The 13,840-nt window shown below is 46.0% G+C and carries 10 protein-coding genes, 1 tRNA gene and 1 pseudogene; 5 read left to right on the top strand and 7 right to left on the bottom strand.

All coding sequences use genetic code 11. From position 1 onward, the window contains the following. Positions 1-86: 86 nt before the first annotated feature. Complete coding sequence (locus tag C7B82_RS33690) at positions 87-371, bottom strand: sugar nucleotide-binding protein (protein WP_245939791.1); 285 nt, start codon at positions 369-371, stop codon at positions 87-89. Between the two features lie 15 nt (positions 372-386). Here C7B82_RS33690 and C7B82_RS33685 point away from each other — a divergent pair. The 3 genes and pseudogenes from C7B82_RS33685 to C7B82_RS07875 all read left to right on the top strand — a co-directional run. Beyond that, a pseudogene (locus C7B82_RS33685) lies at positions 387-665 on the top strand (ATP-binding protein); the annotation flags it as partial. 438 nt (positions 666-1,103) lie between these two features. Continuing rightward, entirely contained in the window at positions 1,104-1,325 is a 222-nt protein-coding gene (locus C7B82_RS07880) for a hypothetical protein (RefSeq protein ID WP_106255750.1), read from the top strand. A gap of 70 nt (positions 1,326-1,395) precedes the next feature. Further along, positions 1,396-1,468, top strand: a tRNA-Ala gene (locus tag C7B82_RS07875). Positions 1,469-1,755: 287 nt separating this feature from the next. Here C7B82_RS07875 and C7B82_RS07870 read toward each other — a convergent pair. The 4 genes from C7B82_RS07870 to C7B82_RS07855 all read right to left on the bottom strand — a co-directional run bounded on the left by C7B82_RS07870 (position 1,756) and on the right by C7B82_RS07855 (position 8,624). Continuing rightward, positions 1,756-3,141: a TniQ family protein gene (locus C7B82_RS07870; protein WP_106255749.1), complete on the bottom strand. Its 1,386-nt coding sequence runs from the start codon at positions 3,139-3,141 to the stop codon at positions 1,756-1,758. Between the two features lie 17 nt (positions 3,142-3,158). After that, complete coding sequence (locus C7B82_RS07865; RefSeq protein ID WP_106255748.1) at positions 3,159-4,712, bottom strand: TniQ family protein; 1,554 nt, start codon at positions 4,710-4,712, stop codon at positions 3,159-3,161. Positions 4,713-4,722: 10 nt separating this feature from the next. After that, positions 4,723-5,796 carry an ATP-binding protein gene (locus C7B82_RS07860; protein ID WP_219904141.1) on the bottom strand — a complete coding sequence of 358 codons (1,074 nt, stop codon included), beginning with the start codon at positions 5,794-5,796 and terminating at the stop codon, positions 4,723-4,725. 104 nt (positions 5,797-5,900) lie between these two features. Further along, on the bottom strand, positions 5,901-8,624 hold the full coding sequence (locus C7B82_RS07855; RefSeq protein WP_106255746.1) for a TnsA endonuclease N-terminal domain-containing protein: 2,724 nt from the start codon (positions 8,622-8,624) through the stop codon (positions 5,901-5,903). 287 nt (positions 8,625-8,911) lie between these two features. On the opposite strand from C7B82_RS07855, the gene C7B82_RS32045 reads away from it, so the two are divergent. Then, complete coding sequence (locus tag C7B82_RS32045) at positions 8,912-9,724, top strand: hypothetical protein (protein WP_181357395.1); 813 nt, start codon at positions 8,912-8,914, stop codon at positions 9,722-9,724. A gap of 20 nt (positions 9,725-9,744) precedes the next feature. On the opposite strand, the gene C7B82_RS07845 is transcribed toward C7B82_RS32045, so the two are convergent. After that, positions 9,745-11,199, bottom strand: coding sequence for a DUF2779 domain-containing protein (locus C7B82_RS07845; protein ID WP_106255745.1), 1,455 nt, complete (start codon positions 11,197-11,199; stop codon positions 9,745-9,747). A gap of 69 nt (positions 11,200-11,268) precedes the next feature. Here C7B82_RS07845 and C7B82_RS07840 point away from each other — a divergent pair, with 69 nt between their 5' ends. Next, the gene (locus C7B82_RS07840; RefSeq protein WP_245939789.1) at positions 11,269-11,670 is read left to right on the top strand and encodes a hypothetical protein; all 402 of its coding nucleotides are present in this window, start codon (positions 11,269-11,271) and stop codon (positions 11,668-11,670) included. 240 nt (positions 11,671-11,910) lie between these two features. On the opposite strand, the gene C7B82_RS07835 is transcribed toward C7B82_RS07840, so the two are convergent. Continuing rightward, positions 11,911-13,716 (bottom strand): AAA family ATPase, encoded by a 1,806-nt coding sequence (locus C7B82_RS07835; RefSeq protein WP_219904139.1) that lies wholly within the window; start codon positions 13,714-13,716, stop codon positions 11,911-11,913. Between the last annotated feature and the right edge of the window lie 124 nt (positions 13,717-13,840).

The raw sequence follows: 13,840 nt of genomic DNA, 5'->3' as shown, positions 1-13,840 counted from the left end.
TTATTGGTCTCTAAGGCTATGATTCTCTTATATCAAGCCTTAGAGCCTTTTTTACCCCTTTCCGTCAGTGCCATTCAATTAACACTTCAATTGGACAATTCTCTCAATTCGGCTAGCATTTCACGCAAGCTCTCTCGCCAGTAAGGAGGATGGGTTCCCAGCAGCGTCGAGACTTTTTTGAGGGAGAGGACAGAAAAGGCGGGGCGTTTGGCAGGAGTGGAGTATTCAGGCGTGGTGATGGGGATGACGCGCTTGATTTTGAGGGGGAAGCCAAGTTGCTCTGCTTCTTCAAAAATGGCGACAGCAAAATCATACCAGCTACACACGCCGCTGTTGGTGTAGTGATAGGTGCCTGCGGTCTCAGCAGACAGTTGCGGTGCGAGTTGAGCGATCGCTACGACCTTTTAATCATTGATGACTTCGGTTAGGTCAAAAAGTTAGAGGCTAAGACCTCGGTGCTGTTTGAACTCATCGCCCATCGCTATGTGCGTAGAAGTCGACTCATTACCGCCAATCAGCCGATCAGTCAGTGGGATAGCATCTTCACCGACTCGATGATGACGGCCGCTGCGATTGATCGCTTAAGCCATCATGCGACCATGATCGAGAGGCAAGCCGAGAGTTTTCGCAAACAAGCAGCACTTTCACGCACCCAGACAACTTAAATCAGTGCTGACGAGCTGAGTGCATGCTTGCTTAGCAGGCTGCGACAGGTGCAGAAGTCCCTCACTCAAACGGGTCTGCTGAGCTCTAGCTTGCTACGTCTGGCTGCGTTTTGGCCTCTGTACTACTTGATTTCTAGTCCAGTTTGAGTCCGTTTGGATAGTACAGCCACTTTCGTCGTCGTTTGCGTGCGTCGCGATCTAGTCCTTTCTTTTGATTGTGAGGCGATTCGATTCCATCGATTTTAAGTGCAATTTTGAAACGAAATGAAGGAGAAAATTCATGCCATAAAGTGGTCTATGTAATTGACACGAGACAGCGGAGGAAAATCCAAAAGTACTCGTACCCATCGAGTCGTTAATCAGGCTGCTCAGGCTTTCCGCCTTGCGGCTCAGGCAGTTGGTCGGTCCCAAACTGCTTTGGGAGCGTTTTATCGGCGGATGAAAGCTCGCTTAGGAGCACCCAAAGCCATCACAGCCACCGCTCATAAAATAGCCCGAATGTTCTATATGCTTTGGACTTCAGGTGAACCTTATCGTGACACTGGGGCTGACTATTATGAGCAACGCTATCAGCAAAGAGTTCTGGGCAATCTCAAGAAGAAGGCATCCTCGCTTGGTTTTGACCTCGTTGCCCAGTCTTCGATAGAAAAGGTTTCTTAGAAGTATTGCTGCCAGGTTGAAAAGCTGCTTGACGGATGGCAATTACCGAGGGATGATAGAGAACGGAATAGGGGCTATAGCGCAGTTGGTAGCGCATCTCAATGGCATTGAGAGGGTCAGCGGTTCGAATCCGCTTAGCTCCATACTCTAATTGTAGATGTAGAGCGAAGGAATATGTGATTGAACGCATAGGTTTGCCGAAACGGTAAGACTATGCTTCCAATTCACTTTGGCAAAACTATGCTTCCAATTTTTGCTTAGACGGTTCCTCACTGGCTTCTATAGCTTTTGCAGAAAGTGAAGTTGTTAGACCCAAACCCCTTCTACTACTTTAGTGATGGTAGAAGGGGTTCTTTGATGATCTTAATTCTTTGCAAGCACGAATGGAGCGACAGGCTTTAGCTACCGATCAATTTTATCCCGAAATAATTTATTCTGGTTCTAACCCAAGTTCTTGCTTTGCTGCATACAGTGCTTTTCGAGCCTCTTTGTAGCGTAAGAAACCTGGTCTAGTCAATAATTCCGCAATTCGCCCTTCTGAAGGGTAAACACCTTTCTCATGTAGTTCCAAAATGGCTTGACGTACTTCTTGGCAGCACTGAGCGATCGCTTCAAGCTTGATTGCTTGCTTTTGATCTAGGTATCTAGTAGCAATAGCGCGGCATAGCTCAGGTAGGTGCTTGGCTATCGTCCTTCTGTCTCGCCCCAAAGTTCTAGCAACTTGCTCTAAGGAAGGATATGGCTGCTTGTCACTCTCAAGAATTTCCTTCAAATAAAGTTCTATTGACTGCAAATCTAGAGGTTTGGCATCTGCTCTGGAAGTAGGTTGATGTTTTGTTGGTAGTAGTTGTACTTTCTGGTGGCATTTTAATGAAGTATCCGCTGTCAGAAAATCTGACAAGGAAACTCCTAGACAGAAGCAAATTTCAACAAGCTTAGTAAAAGTAGGACGGTTATTGCCTTGACACCAAAGCCACAAGGTATTTCTAGGGACTTTTAACTGTCTTGCAAATTCAGCTATGTTCCCTTTAGCCAAATGATTCACATATAGACAAAAAGCTTTAGCAATTCTGTCTTTAGTTAAATCAAATGCTGAATTTGAAGTAGACGCTATAAAGCCTCCAACCGTAGTAGCTGCCCAAATTTCAAATGCTAATTCTTCCTTTGATCGTTCCTTTTGATTAGAAGATTTAACTTCAGGAGAAGCCCCAAGCCATTCATGGCATTTTGAGCAGAATCCAGGACGGGAATGCCAAGCAAGGGGATAGTTTTTTTTGTGGCAATGAGGACACTGCTGGAGTAACTCCTGACGATGTAATGGACAAACTTGAATAACTTCTAATGACCAGAGTAGGGGTTCGTAGATAGTTTGTCTTTTACAGAACCAGTCTTGATAGCAAGCAGAGCACCAAGTACGATCATTATGCAGAAGATGCCTGTGAGGGAGAAGCTTTGACCAAGGCAACATTGTCAGTAAACACAGATTATCGTGCAAAGTAAGAGCCTGAAGTGCTTCTACTAAGTTCTTCGCCATCTCGCCTGTTCCATTCAAAGCATCTGTAAAAGAGTAGATGTTATGTAAATTTGCTCCTCCGTATGCTTTATTGATTAATGGATTCATTAATCGTGTCATTAGTACACCTGGGGGCAAACAATGAGCCATCGCCAAGCGAGAAATTAAGCTAGTTAGACTTTCGGTGAAAGGTGTTCCAATTCCAATTGGTTCCAGTTGGTACAATTGACTCCGTAAAGGAATAGAAGATTTATTAAGAGTCCAGGATTCGAGAATAGTTGGGACATAAGTTTTTATATTCATATGCTAAAAAAAGAATTTCATTTTCCCCAGCCAAGTTCATAGCGAACCTCTTTCAGGGCTGCTTTTGCCTCTTTTTGAAGAATCGATCGTGGTTTATTTAGGTAGAGTGAAACTCGGCTAGCAGTCGGTTCTATACCCTGATCCTCTAATTTGGCTGCTACTTGCCTGATCTCCTCTTTCAGCAGTTGTATTCTCTTCACGCGACATTCGCTCAAATAGCTGGCATATCGACTGGAGATACTACAGCACAATTCTGGAAAATGTTTTTTGAGTGTATGGACACTTGTGCTGATCGATTGAGCCACCTTTTGAAGCGATGGGGGAGGGCATACATCATTTGCGATTACTGCCTCTAAAGCACATCGTATGTTTTTTAGCTCTACTACTTTCTGGTACTCAGTATGTTTTGCTGAGATAGCATGACACATGTCTGATGCGTAGTAATAGAGTGTGGTGGTTCGCCTGTAGCCAAGTCGTTCTGCAACTTTTGCCAAAGAGGGTGGTGGATCTTCAGTAAGAGCCGCCTTCATTTGCCGTATCTGTTTTGACACCTCCTCTACTTGGAGGTTTAAGGATGAACTACTCGCAACTTTTGTTTGTTCTAGAGGTTGTTTGGCTTCTTTCGCTAGACATGTGTTTGCGATCGCCTGATTAAAGATTTTTAACAACGGTACTTCAAGGCGAAAGCAGATTTTTAGAAGTGTTTTCAGCTCTGGGGCAGATTCACCAGTAACCCATCTATGAGTTTGTACACGTCCCAAACCTAGCCATCGAGAAAACGCAGAAATATTGCCCTCAAATAGGGTGCGAGCATAACCAGCAAGCGTGAGCGCGATCGCTTCTCTGGATGGCGTGATTGGTTCTCTAGAAGCACTGGCAGTGAGATCACCAATATTGTTGGCGACCCAGGCATGCCAAGCCCATGCCGATTCTGTTATTTCCCAAGACTGAGCTGCTTCTAGCTTTCGATAACTTCCTAACCATTCCCGGCACTTCGAGCAGTAACCAGGTCTAGATAACCATGCCAAGGGTCTGTTAGGTTTCTGGCAAGTGGGGCAAAGGGAGTGTAGCGGTTGCTGATGGTGTAAGCAAACCTCTACACAACTGAATGACCATAGTAATGGCTCATACAACGGTTGCTCTGCGATTTGCGAGTCACCATAACAATTAGGGCACCAAGCTCGAGTGGGTTTCAGCAGACTTTTTTGTGGAATAACCTCTGCCCAAGGCAACATGGTTAGAGAGCGTAAATTAGTTCTAAGGGTTAAGGACTCAAGCGCTTGAACCAAGCTTTTAGACCAATTACCCATACCGTTTAAGGCTCTCGTTTGATTGGCAAAGATTCTGTCTAGACCGCCTTCTTTATCACCAAATGTGTACTCTGCTTTCATTAGAGGAGCAATTTCATTGACAATCAGTAGACCTGTTGGTACACAGTAAGCTTCAGCTAACCGGGAAACATAGCTGATTAAACTTTCTACGGATGGTGTACCTAAACCAATTGGTTCCAACTGGTACAAACGGCTGCGTTCTGGAATGGAAGGAGGCTGAACATTCCAAGATTCATACATCGTGAATTCTTTATGCACTATCCTGTCCCCCTACTTTGCGCCGTTTAGGATTTGGGCTACCGACCCTCCTAACTTTTCGTTTCTTAGGAGGAGATGGATTAGCCTTTCCTGTGTCTTTTTCAGAAGCGTCCGGTTCTGTCGGTTCCCCCTGATTTAGCTTCAAACGATCACGAAGTTTGTTGCAATCCTCTGCGGTTTCTTGCAGCGCCTTTTCACCTTCTTCAATTTCTTGAAGTATCTTCTTACACTGAGTGATGGATAAAGCCCTCTGTTGAAGATGTTTGTAGGTTAGAGTTGCTGCTTCCTCCTCTAAAGCATCTGAAAAAGCACGGTTCAACCATTCTTTGAGAATTCCAATACAACCAAGACATCGTTCATAGAGATACTCCCACTGGCTTAATAGGTCTGGTTCTTCCTGCAATGGTAGATGCCGCTGGAAGGTCAACAGAATATTCAAGAATGCTTCTACATCCTCTTTGCAATCAGCTCTGTAGCGGGAGAAATGAATGTCTTGATTACGACGGCTAAGTTGTCCACTCAGATTACGCATTGTCAGCAACTCGTAGGTGCCGACCAAGACGTGAGGAATCCGGGTCAGGTTAGCAATAGACTTAATGCAATCCATGTTGTCCTGTAACCTTCGTCCACTTGCCATTTTCTGAATGTGCTGAGCTTCGTCAATTAGAAAAGCAAGTGGGTGTCGATGCTTGAGTGCATTCTCTAAAGCAAAACGTAATTTAGCGGATGCCACCGATGACTCAATGACAAGTTGACCCTCTTTATTCCGGTAGATGCCACGGGTGCCATAGTGAATCTTTTGATCAATCAAAGGTTCTTCCAGTGTTGCCAAACTGCGAGTAAAGAAATCTTTCCAGTTGAAATTTCCAGATTCTGGGGCAGTGGCTTCCACCATTACAACTGGAATACAACCTCGATCAGTCTGCAAATCCTGAAGAGCCTCTTGAATCAGTACCTGCTCAACCTTTTGCAGTAAGGTCGTTTTGCCAACTCCTGTAGGACCAAATACAGTGATGCAAGATGCTTTAGCGCGACGATGACCAATAAAACGGACAGTTTGTTTCATCGCTTCTTTGAGTTTAGGATGCGCGATCGTGTAAGCCTCGAAGTAGGCAATCCGCTCCTCATTTGGCTGCCTTAGTAATTCACGGGGAAATCCAATAGCCATGATTAGAACTCCTCATACATAATCAATTGATCGGGCTGAAGAGCACTAGGTGGTGGCGCTTGAGGCTTCGTGTCTGATGTACGATCGCGCCCAGTTGAAGACGCTTGTTCAGGTTGTTGGGGAGTGAAAGGATTGCGATTAGGTGTTCCCCCATCGATAATCGAAAACACTTCTTTGGACTGTGCATCACGCAGCTGCTGGGCTAACAGTTCTTCCTGAGACTCTGCACTAGACAGAAAGGCTCCAAGATGACTCGCTCTAAGCTTGAAGTTTTTGGAATGATTTTGATTTCGTCTACGCAGTTCAGCACTGGCTAAATAAATTTCCTTCTCAGATTTACCCTGAAATTTGGCAAAATGCTCACCATAGCACTCAACCCAGCGCCCTCGAACAAAGGCGTAGGCTATTCCAGCATCAAAAGGGTCGTAACGTATTTCCACCCAAGACTTTTCGATTTCAGGATCACGAAAATCATTAGACCAGTAATAGATGTGGTTAATTTTGACACCAAGATTAGGTTGTACTTTTGCCCTTCCCTCGCGGGTTGTGGGTAGGGTCAAGATTTGGAAATTGATGTCGTAAGGAATCACGCGATGGGAGCGGCTACCATACTGCGCGATCCCAGTAGCAAAAGCTTCTCTGGGACTTTGCCCAAGTGCGGGATGCTCTGTGGTGTCATAGACTTCATAGGCCCACTCACACAAGTACATGTACAGGAGTCCAAGTGTCCAAAGCGCTAGATTTTTAGGATTGACAGACTTGGTCACCAGCCTGACTTTTTTCATGATTTGCGTATTGCCAGCCAAGTTATGGATCAACTGGGTAGCAGACGTTCCAAACAAACGTTCGCCAACGGCATTAAAACGCGCCTTTGCTGCTGGGCGATACTTTTGAGCACAGCTAAAAAGCGCCAGTAACGTTTCAAAATAGATGCTGTGAAATTCTGCACCGTTGTCCGTAACAATGATCTGAGGTAATCGCCCATGTCGCTTGACACAAATCCGTAGCACCATCATGCACGAGCGGTATGAGGGCGCATCGAAGGTGACATAAACTGCCAGAATACGGCGGGTGTTGGCATCGACCAGGAAAGTTGCCCAGGGTCTACCAAGAAGGCGACCTGTAGAGGAACATCGCAACTCAATGTCTAGTTGAGTGTGATCGATATGCCCAATTTCAAAGGGACGATCGCCGTGTCGGGGTGTAGTTATTGTTAGCTCTAGGAAGAAAGGTTCCTGTGAGTAAGCAGCTCGGCGACCTTCTCTCTTCGTCGTTTGTTCGTAACCAGATCGACGTTTGATTGCCTTGATAAACGTCTTGTAGCTAGGAATTTGGTCAAGCGGTACTCCTGCTTTCAAACAGGCATCAACAAAAACTCCATAGACTTCAAGTTTTCGCTTTTGCTTGTGAGTTTCGTACTGATCTTCAATGAAAATTTCTATCTGTTCCAGCAAGTATGCAGGTAGCTTTGGATTGCGATTGCCACTAGCGCTAAGCTTTGGAAGCAGCCCTATGTAACCATATCCATATTGCTTCTCTGCCTGTCGGTATTTGGTACGCCACTGCCGAAGAGTACGTTCGGGAACGGTATGATCCTTGCACTTCTCCCCTTGCAAAAAGCCTTCGATCAGCTTGTAGCGTCGATTAGCTTCCTTTAGATCACCTTCACTCGCTTTACGGATAAACTCCATTGCCTCTGAACTGAGAACGCCTCGCATTTGATTCCTCAGCCCCGATATTTTTCCTTGTCGAAGCAGGTAATCAAAGGTAGAACGCTCCAGTTCAACAGGCTGTCCGTTTTCGTCATTTAGGAGAATCTCTGTTTCACCAACAAGGATGATCGTCAAACTTTTACCATTCCAGCAAAGGGATGAGCCAGGAATGAGATCAATAATTGGGGAAGCAATAGAATCTACGGATGCTTGAGAGAGCACTGTGGCTTTATATGCCAAGGCTGTTTGTTGGTCGGAGAACACAAAGCATCGACTGGATTCAGCCAACGGAGCAGCACTCAAATCGATATAAATTTGTTCTCTAGCAATCAAAAAATAGATGTCATCAGCAGTAGACCCTCTAGCATGATCAAGGAGCTGAGCCAAGGTAATGCCGGGTTGTGCTGAAACCAGCGAAAGGATTGTGTTGGCAGTCGCTTCTTCTGCAGGAGAAGCATTGTAAAAGTAGTCTTCTAAGAAGAGAAAGTTTCGCTGTAAAGTCCAATCGACTTCAGCATCAGACCAAACCCGAAAGTAACAACCAAACTGCTCTGCATATTTTTCTCCTGGTGGACAGTGCCATTGATTGTCATCTCCCAAGAAGTAACGATTTGGATTCTTCTCCTGAAGCTTCTGTAAGCCATCTTCAGTCTTGCACTCGACCCAACCTGCCGTTTCTTTTTCAATGACGAAGAAGTCAGGAGTATAGAAAAAACTTAAATTTCGTTCATTTGCTGATGGATAACTCAGCTTGATTTGAGGTGGTTGATCGTAAAACTCCAAAATGTTTTCATCATGCTCTAACTGGTAGATGAACGGTAGCTCTACTTTGTGAGACTCAAACTGGATAGTCTGCACCATTTTTTTGCTTGGATACCGTCCAGAGACATTTTTCTTTCCGCCGCCTACCCGCCGGGAGGGATCAGTCTGCCGAATTTGTTCAATCACTCTACACCCATCTTCCGAAAGGTCTAATCGATGGCACCACGTACCAAAATCTTCGTTACCCAACATTAAGTCCTCCTAAATTGCAACCGAAAGCTACCCCTGCCGTGTAGTGCAGGGAGAGAAAATGTTGTTATGAAGCTTTAGAGATGCTTTACGGCAGAGCTCACAGATACCGAAAAGTTTATTGCTAGAATATATATAGCATCTAAATGCCTTTAAGATAAAACCTTAGTATATATTTAGGTTCTGACCTTGCTTGTGCGGAATCCGTGCTTGTCCATTTAGTAGAGTGCACAGGCTCTGTCGGAGGTATATGCTTGGTATGCATAGACATCCCTCACGACGAAAGCAGTATGGCGAAGGGTCGCAAGCGAGTTAGAGGTGTACCCGAGTTACATGACGAACTGAAAAAACAAGTCAACGTCGTCCTCACCCCCACTGGGATTGAGGGATTAGATGCTATTGCAGCAGAAATGAAGCTTTCTAGGTCGGAACTGATTGAGCGCATTGGGCGCAATTTAATCCCTCTTGCTCCTCAAGGCTCCGTCCGCTTTCGTGAAAGCCACAAATTGCCTGAACGTCCGGCAATTTGTTTAGTAATAAAGGATGAACGAGTTCTCTACGTTGCTTTGAGTAGTGAATTAAAGCATTTGGATTCTACCAATCTAGGGTTTAATCCAGAAGATGATAGTGTTCGCATAGCTTGGCTAGAATGCAGTGACTCTACATTGCTATCAAGCATTAAAGAAGCGCTTATTAAAAAATTCAATCCTGAACTTCACGAAAGTGTCCAATCATCAACAAATAGCTCTTCAAAGGAAAATAAGGCTACGGGGTTCTTTTATGAACAAATTGGAAATTTATCGAAGCTGTTGGCTCCTAATGGAATGCTTATGATCGAACTTCCTGTTAAACCTGTTGCATCAGAAGCTAAGAAGACGAGTCGTCTGCTAATATCTATGACAGATCAGGGGGCTCAAACATTCCTTGAGGTTAGAAAAGGCGATATGGTTACCAATATTGTTGAAGAATTTTCGGATGAGTTTAAAGAAACTGTGCGAAATCTTATCTCTCAACTCTCTGAGCATATAGTCCCTGTCGAAAATCTTTCTAGTTCGAGCAATACTTTGGAGAAAGTAAAAGATGAGAATGAGAATGTTCTCTAGCCAAAATACCTAGATTTGGGCTAGAGCGCAAATTGCAGTAGAACTCTATAAATTTCTAACATTGCCGAAGTGTCTAGCTGGCAATAAGTACGTAGGTCATTGATTAGACCTTGTTTCTCTACCGGGTCAGTGCAAGCGATCATTGCCTCCCAAACAGCCTGTGCCTGATCGCCGCGCTGCACTGCAAGCGTTTTGTAGCTTAAGGCAGGCACCAAAGTCGGCAGCACGTTTTTGATTGAGGTCGAGCCTCGGAACGCAGGATGTTTGTAGTGTTTCTTGAAAATGTCTTCTAAATCCCACAAGCGATCGGCGATCGACTCTAACTGAAGTGCGTAGTCAGAGAACGCTTGAGCCAGTTTCCGCAGTAGGCTGCCTTCAAAGGATTGATGGTAGACAATGACGGAACCGTTGGCGGCGATGTCATTGGTTAAGGTTGCGATTAGCGGTAGTCTTGGATCGGACGGGTCAGTATGCAGATATTCGTGATGTTCGATGTGCCCATCTTTGTGGAGGACGTGGCAACTGTATTGGAAGGGGAACTGTTCGTAGGGTTTCAGACCATCGAATCGTGGAATGGCAGGGTTCTGAGATTCAAAGTCGAAGAAGTGGATGGGATAGGTGAGTGCAGCAAGGCTGGCAGCGATCGCCACCTCATCCACAACAGGCTGACCGCTAAAGACGCTATCAACATAGGTGCGCTGATTGTTTGACAAAGGGTAGTTGGGTGGCAGGGTGATCGCCAACACTCCTTGAGTAATCAGCAAGTCTTTCTTTTTCCAATCTAGTCGAGGAATCGTAAAGATGGAGACTTCTGGAACGTCCTGCCAACAATCTTTTGTGAAAGGACAGGGGTTGGGATTGTCGCAGTGTTTGCCAATCGCCAACGTGGGTTCTAAATTTTCGGTCAGGATAGCCCCAAATTGCTCAAGTTTTTTGGGTATTTCAGGCAGGAGACGATCAACTTCTGCGGTGATGTCTGCGATCGTGAAGAGGTTGGTCAGATTTGGGAAGAAGCAGGTCTGGGTGTTGATGTGCATCAGCTTGGTTGCACTGATGGCGAGACCTACTCCAGTCAAGACGTATTTTTGCACGGCTAAATCCCAAGGGTGTTCTTCTTTGATTTTGCCGGAGGATTTGACTTCAATCAGTTCCCATGTGCTTGCTGAAAGTTTGTGGAGGATATCGCAGCGGATGAACAAGCTAGCGAAGCTGAACGCTGCTTCAAATAGGCAGGTGGCTCCAGCGGCGATCGCCTTCTGGGTTGCTTGCACTGCCTCTGTACCGTTGCCCTCGATCAGTCGTCCATTGGAAAACTGCTGACGGGCGTATTGCCCAACGTCTTCGCCCTGGTCGATGATGCGCTGCTGGACTGGAGTGAGGGGAGTGGCTCGGTGTGGTTCCTGCACTTGTAGCCAAAGCTGCTTGTGGCATTGCAGTCCGCTCATGAAGTTGGCTTTTGTCAGGAAGGCAGCCATACTCAGTAGTGAGGTGTTTGGAGTCTCTGTTCAGAGCTAGGGTGCCCGCTTCAGGAGGCTGTCGCTTGAATGCACGAAAACTTGTTGGGAAAGTATCTGACTTTGCAGGAATTTTGCACTTGTACGCAGACGTACCGGAAGTATGCTAATCACATTGACCCATACCCGAAAAACCTGGAGGAGACAATTCCAGCGTTGGAGGCTTTGTGTCAGCACATCCTTGATCCCGTGATTGATCACTTTGGCAGGGAGCGGTTTCAGTTGACCTACGGGTTTTGCTCAAAGGATTTGAAGCGTTTTTTGAACCAGAAAGACCCGGAGACGGGGATTAAAAATGGGCGGGTTGATCCGAGTCGGGATCAGCACATGGCACATGAGGTAAACCGAAACGGTAGGTATTACTGCGATCTCGTGGGTGCTGCTTGCGATTTTCTGATTGTGGAGATGGGGAGCGATCGATTAGTGGGCTGAATTTTGGAACAGCGATCACCGTTTGACTCGTTGTATTTCTATGGTAGTGATCAGCCGATTCACATTAGCTACGGCACCCAGCATAAACGCAATATTTGGGCATTTACAGAGGAAGGAACACCTACAAAACAAGGGATAGAAGAATGGATGGAAATTGCTAGGCAAGCAAAACTACAGTTGGAACACAACTAAGCGAGGCACTACCGACTCTCAAAGGCTGTCCAAGTTTCTCCAAATGCTTCAAGTGCAGGATTTGGTCCAAGTTTCTCCAAATGCTTCAAGTGCAGGATTTGAACAAATCACTGTGAGGTAGCTTCCTTCGTTGTGCCGTTTTAGCCGACTCATTGCAACGTATGCTGCTTCGAGATCGGTATCGGGAGTAATGGCAATCACAATATAACGGGCTTCCCATCCCTTAAAGCTGTGAATCGTGCAGGCTTTGATCCGGGCATCGCCCATGAAGAATGCCATCTTCCGGCTTTTCTGCTTCTGCTGCTTTTGATCAAAGACGTGGCGGACCTCGAAGTTCTGGCTCTCAAGTTTTGCAACAGCCGCTAAACCAATGTGATGTGTGGGGACAAGCAAAGTAATGTCTGCGTATGCAACTACAGGGTCTGCTGAACCTGATATTTTTAGCATCGCATTGACACATTCTTCGGCAACACCATCCGTTGTCTTTAGCTGAACCCACCTTAAACTCACTGGATATTGATCAAGTTCAGGTGACTCGGCTTTGGGCAAATTTAGCTTTACCTGGGGAAGATACTGTTCGGCAAAATCTGTGAGCGTCTGAATGAGTGCAGGCGGCAGCCGATAGCAGATGTCAAGCCGCACCCAAGGACCCTTAAACCCAACTCCGTTCATTTCTTCTTCTGTCCAGCTTCTTGCCCGTTGATAGAGATCCTGAGTCTCATCTGCAACCAGCACCATCTCACCACCTGGGCGCAGAACCCTGCGCAGCGTGTTCCACCAGAACGGGTTGTAATCTTGCCCCTCGTCTACCAGAATGGCATCGTAAGTCGTGAGGCTGGAACCAGCAATATCGATCGCCTGATTGGTCAATGCAACAATTTCAGTTTCAAGAACTTCTGAAATGTCCTCGCCATCCTGCCAGAGTGCATTATATTCATTGGCTAAACCAGCTTCGTTACAGATCACCCGTTTGCACCACTCATGAAAATGCAGCCATGTTGTGGTTTGATTAATTGTGCGTGTCGGCACCGGATAGCGAACTGCCAAATCGCGCAGGTAGTGCCACAACGTAATGTTATAGGAAACAACCAAGACTTGTTTCTTCTCACTGGATAAGTGAGCGGCGCGGGCTGCTAGCACAAGAGATTTACCTGATCCTGCGGAGCCACGAATTCGTCGATACCCAGACACTGTACGATTTGTTGCAAGCTGACGCTGTTTTGCATCAAGTTCTAGCGGTTGACGCTGAGTGGCGGCAAAATCGGGTTCAACCAGCCAGCGACGAAGCGCATCAGCAGTTCCAGGCTTCATAAGAGAGGAATCAGTCCGTTCGGATGACGGAAATACAACGCTTAAGTCATTCGCTTGCAGCGCATCAGAACCAGCGAGAGGATGATACTGCTTCGCTTTTTCTAGCAGATTACGATCAACGTAGAATGGGTGAAATAACGATTCAATTTCTTGGGTCGTCGCAGTTGTAACAATAACTCCTGCTGTGATGAGGGCAAGATAGTTATTGTCTTGGTCGATGCTGCTGTTGTTGCCTTGCGGACAATAGAGGTTGGCAATACTGTTTTTGTACAGAATAACTTTTTCTACCGGGTTATCTTTGATCCGAAAAGATTCACCACCTTTTGTTGCCCATAGTGCAGACTCTCTATTCTGATTTTGCCTCTGCTGATCCTGAGAAAATTTAACGTGGTAAGACATGGCTGCAAGATTCCAGTCTTTGACCTCAAAAACTGCAATGCCCACGTTTGGATTGAGCAGAACGAAGTCAGGGCGGAGTCCGTTGAGATGAGGCTGGATGTAAATCTCCCATTCCAGAGCGAGGTTGCGATCAAAAAAAGTCAAGACTTCGATTTCTCCAGGGGTTAGCGCAGTCCTGAGTGTGGCGAGTTCGCTGGGGAGAGGAGAAATCCTCCGCTCTGGGTTTAAGGCTGGGAATGTCATAATTCTGTTCTGTTGGTGTAGGAAT

Source organism: Stenomitos frigidus ULC18 (assembly GCF_003003795.1).
In the GTDB taxonomy this organism is placed as follows: domain Bacteria; phylum Cyanobacteriota; class Cyanobacteriia; order Leptolyngbyales; family Leptolyngbyaceae; genus Stenomitos; species Stenomitos frigidus_A.
Note: the sequence above shows the minus strand (reverse complement) of the source record. Positions and strands in the feature narration are given on the sequence as shown.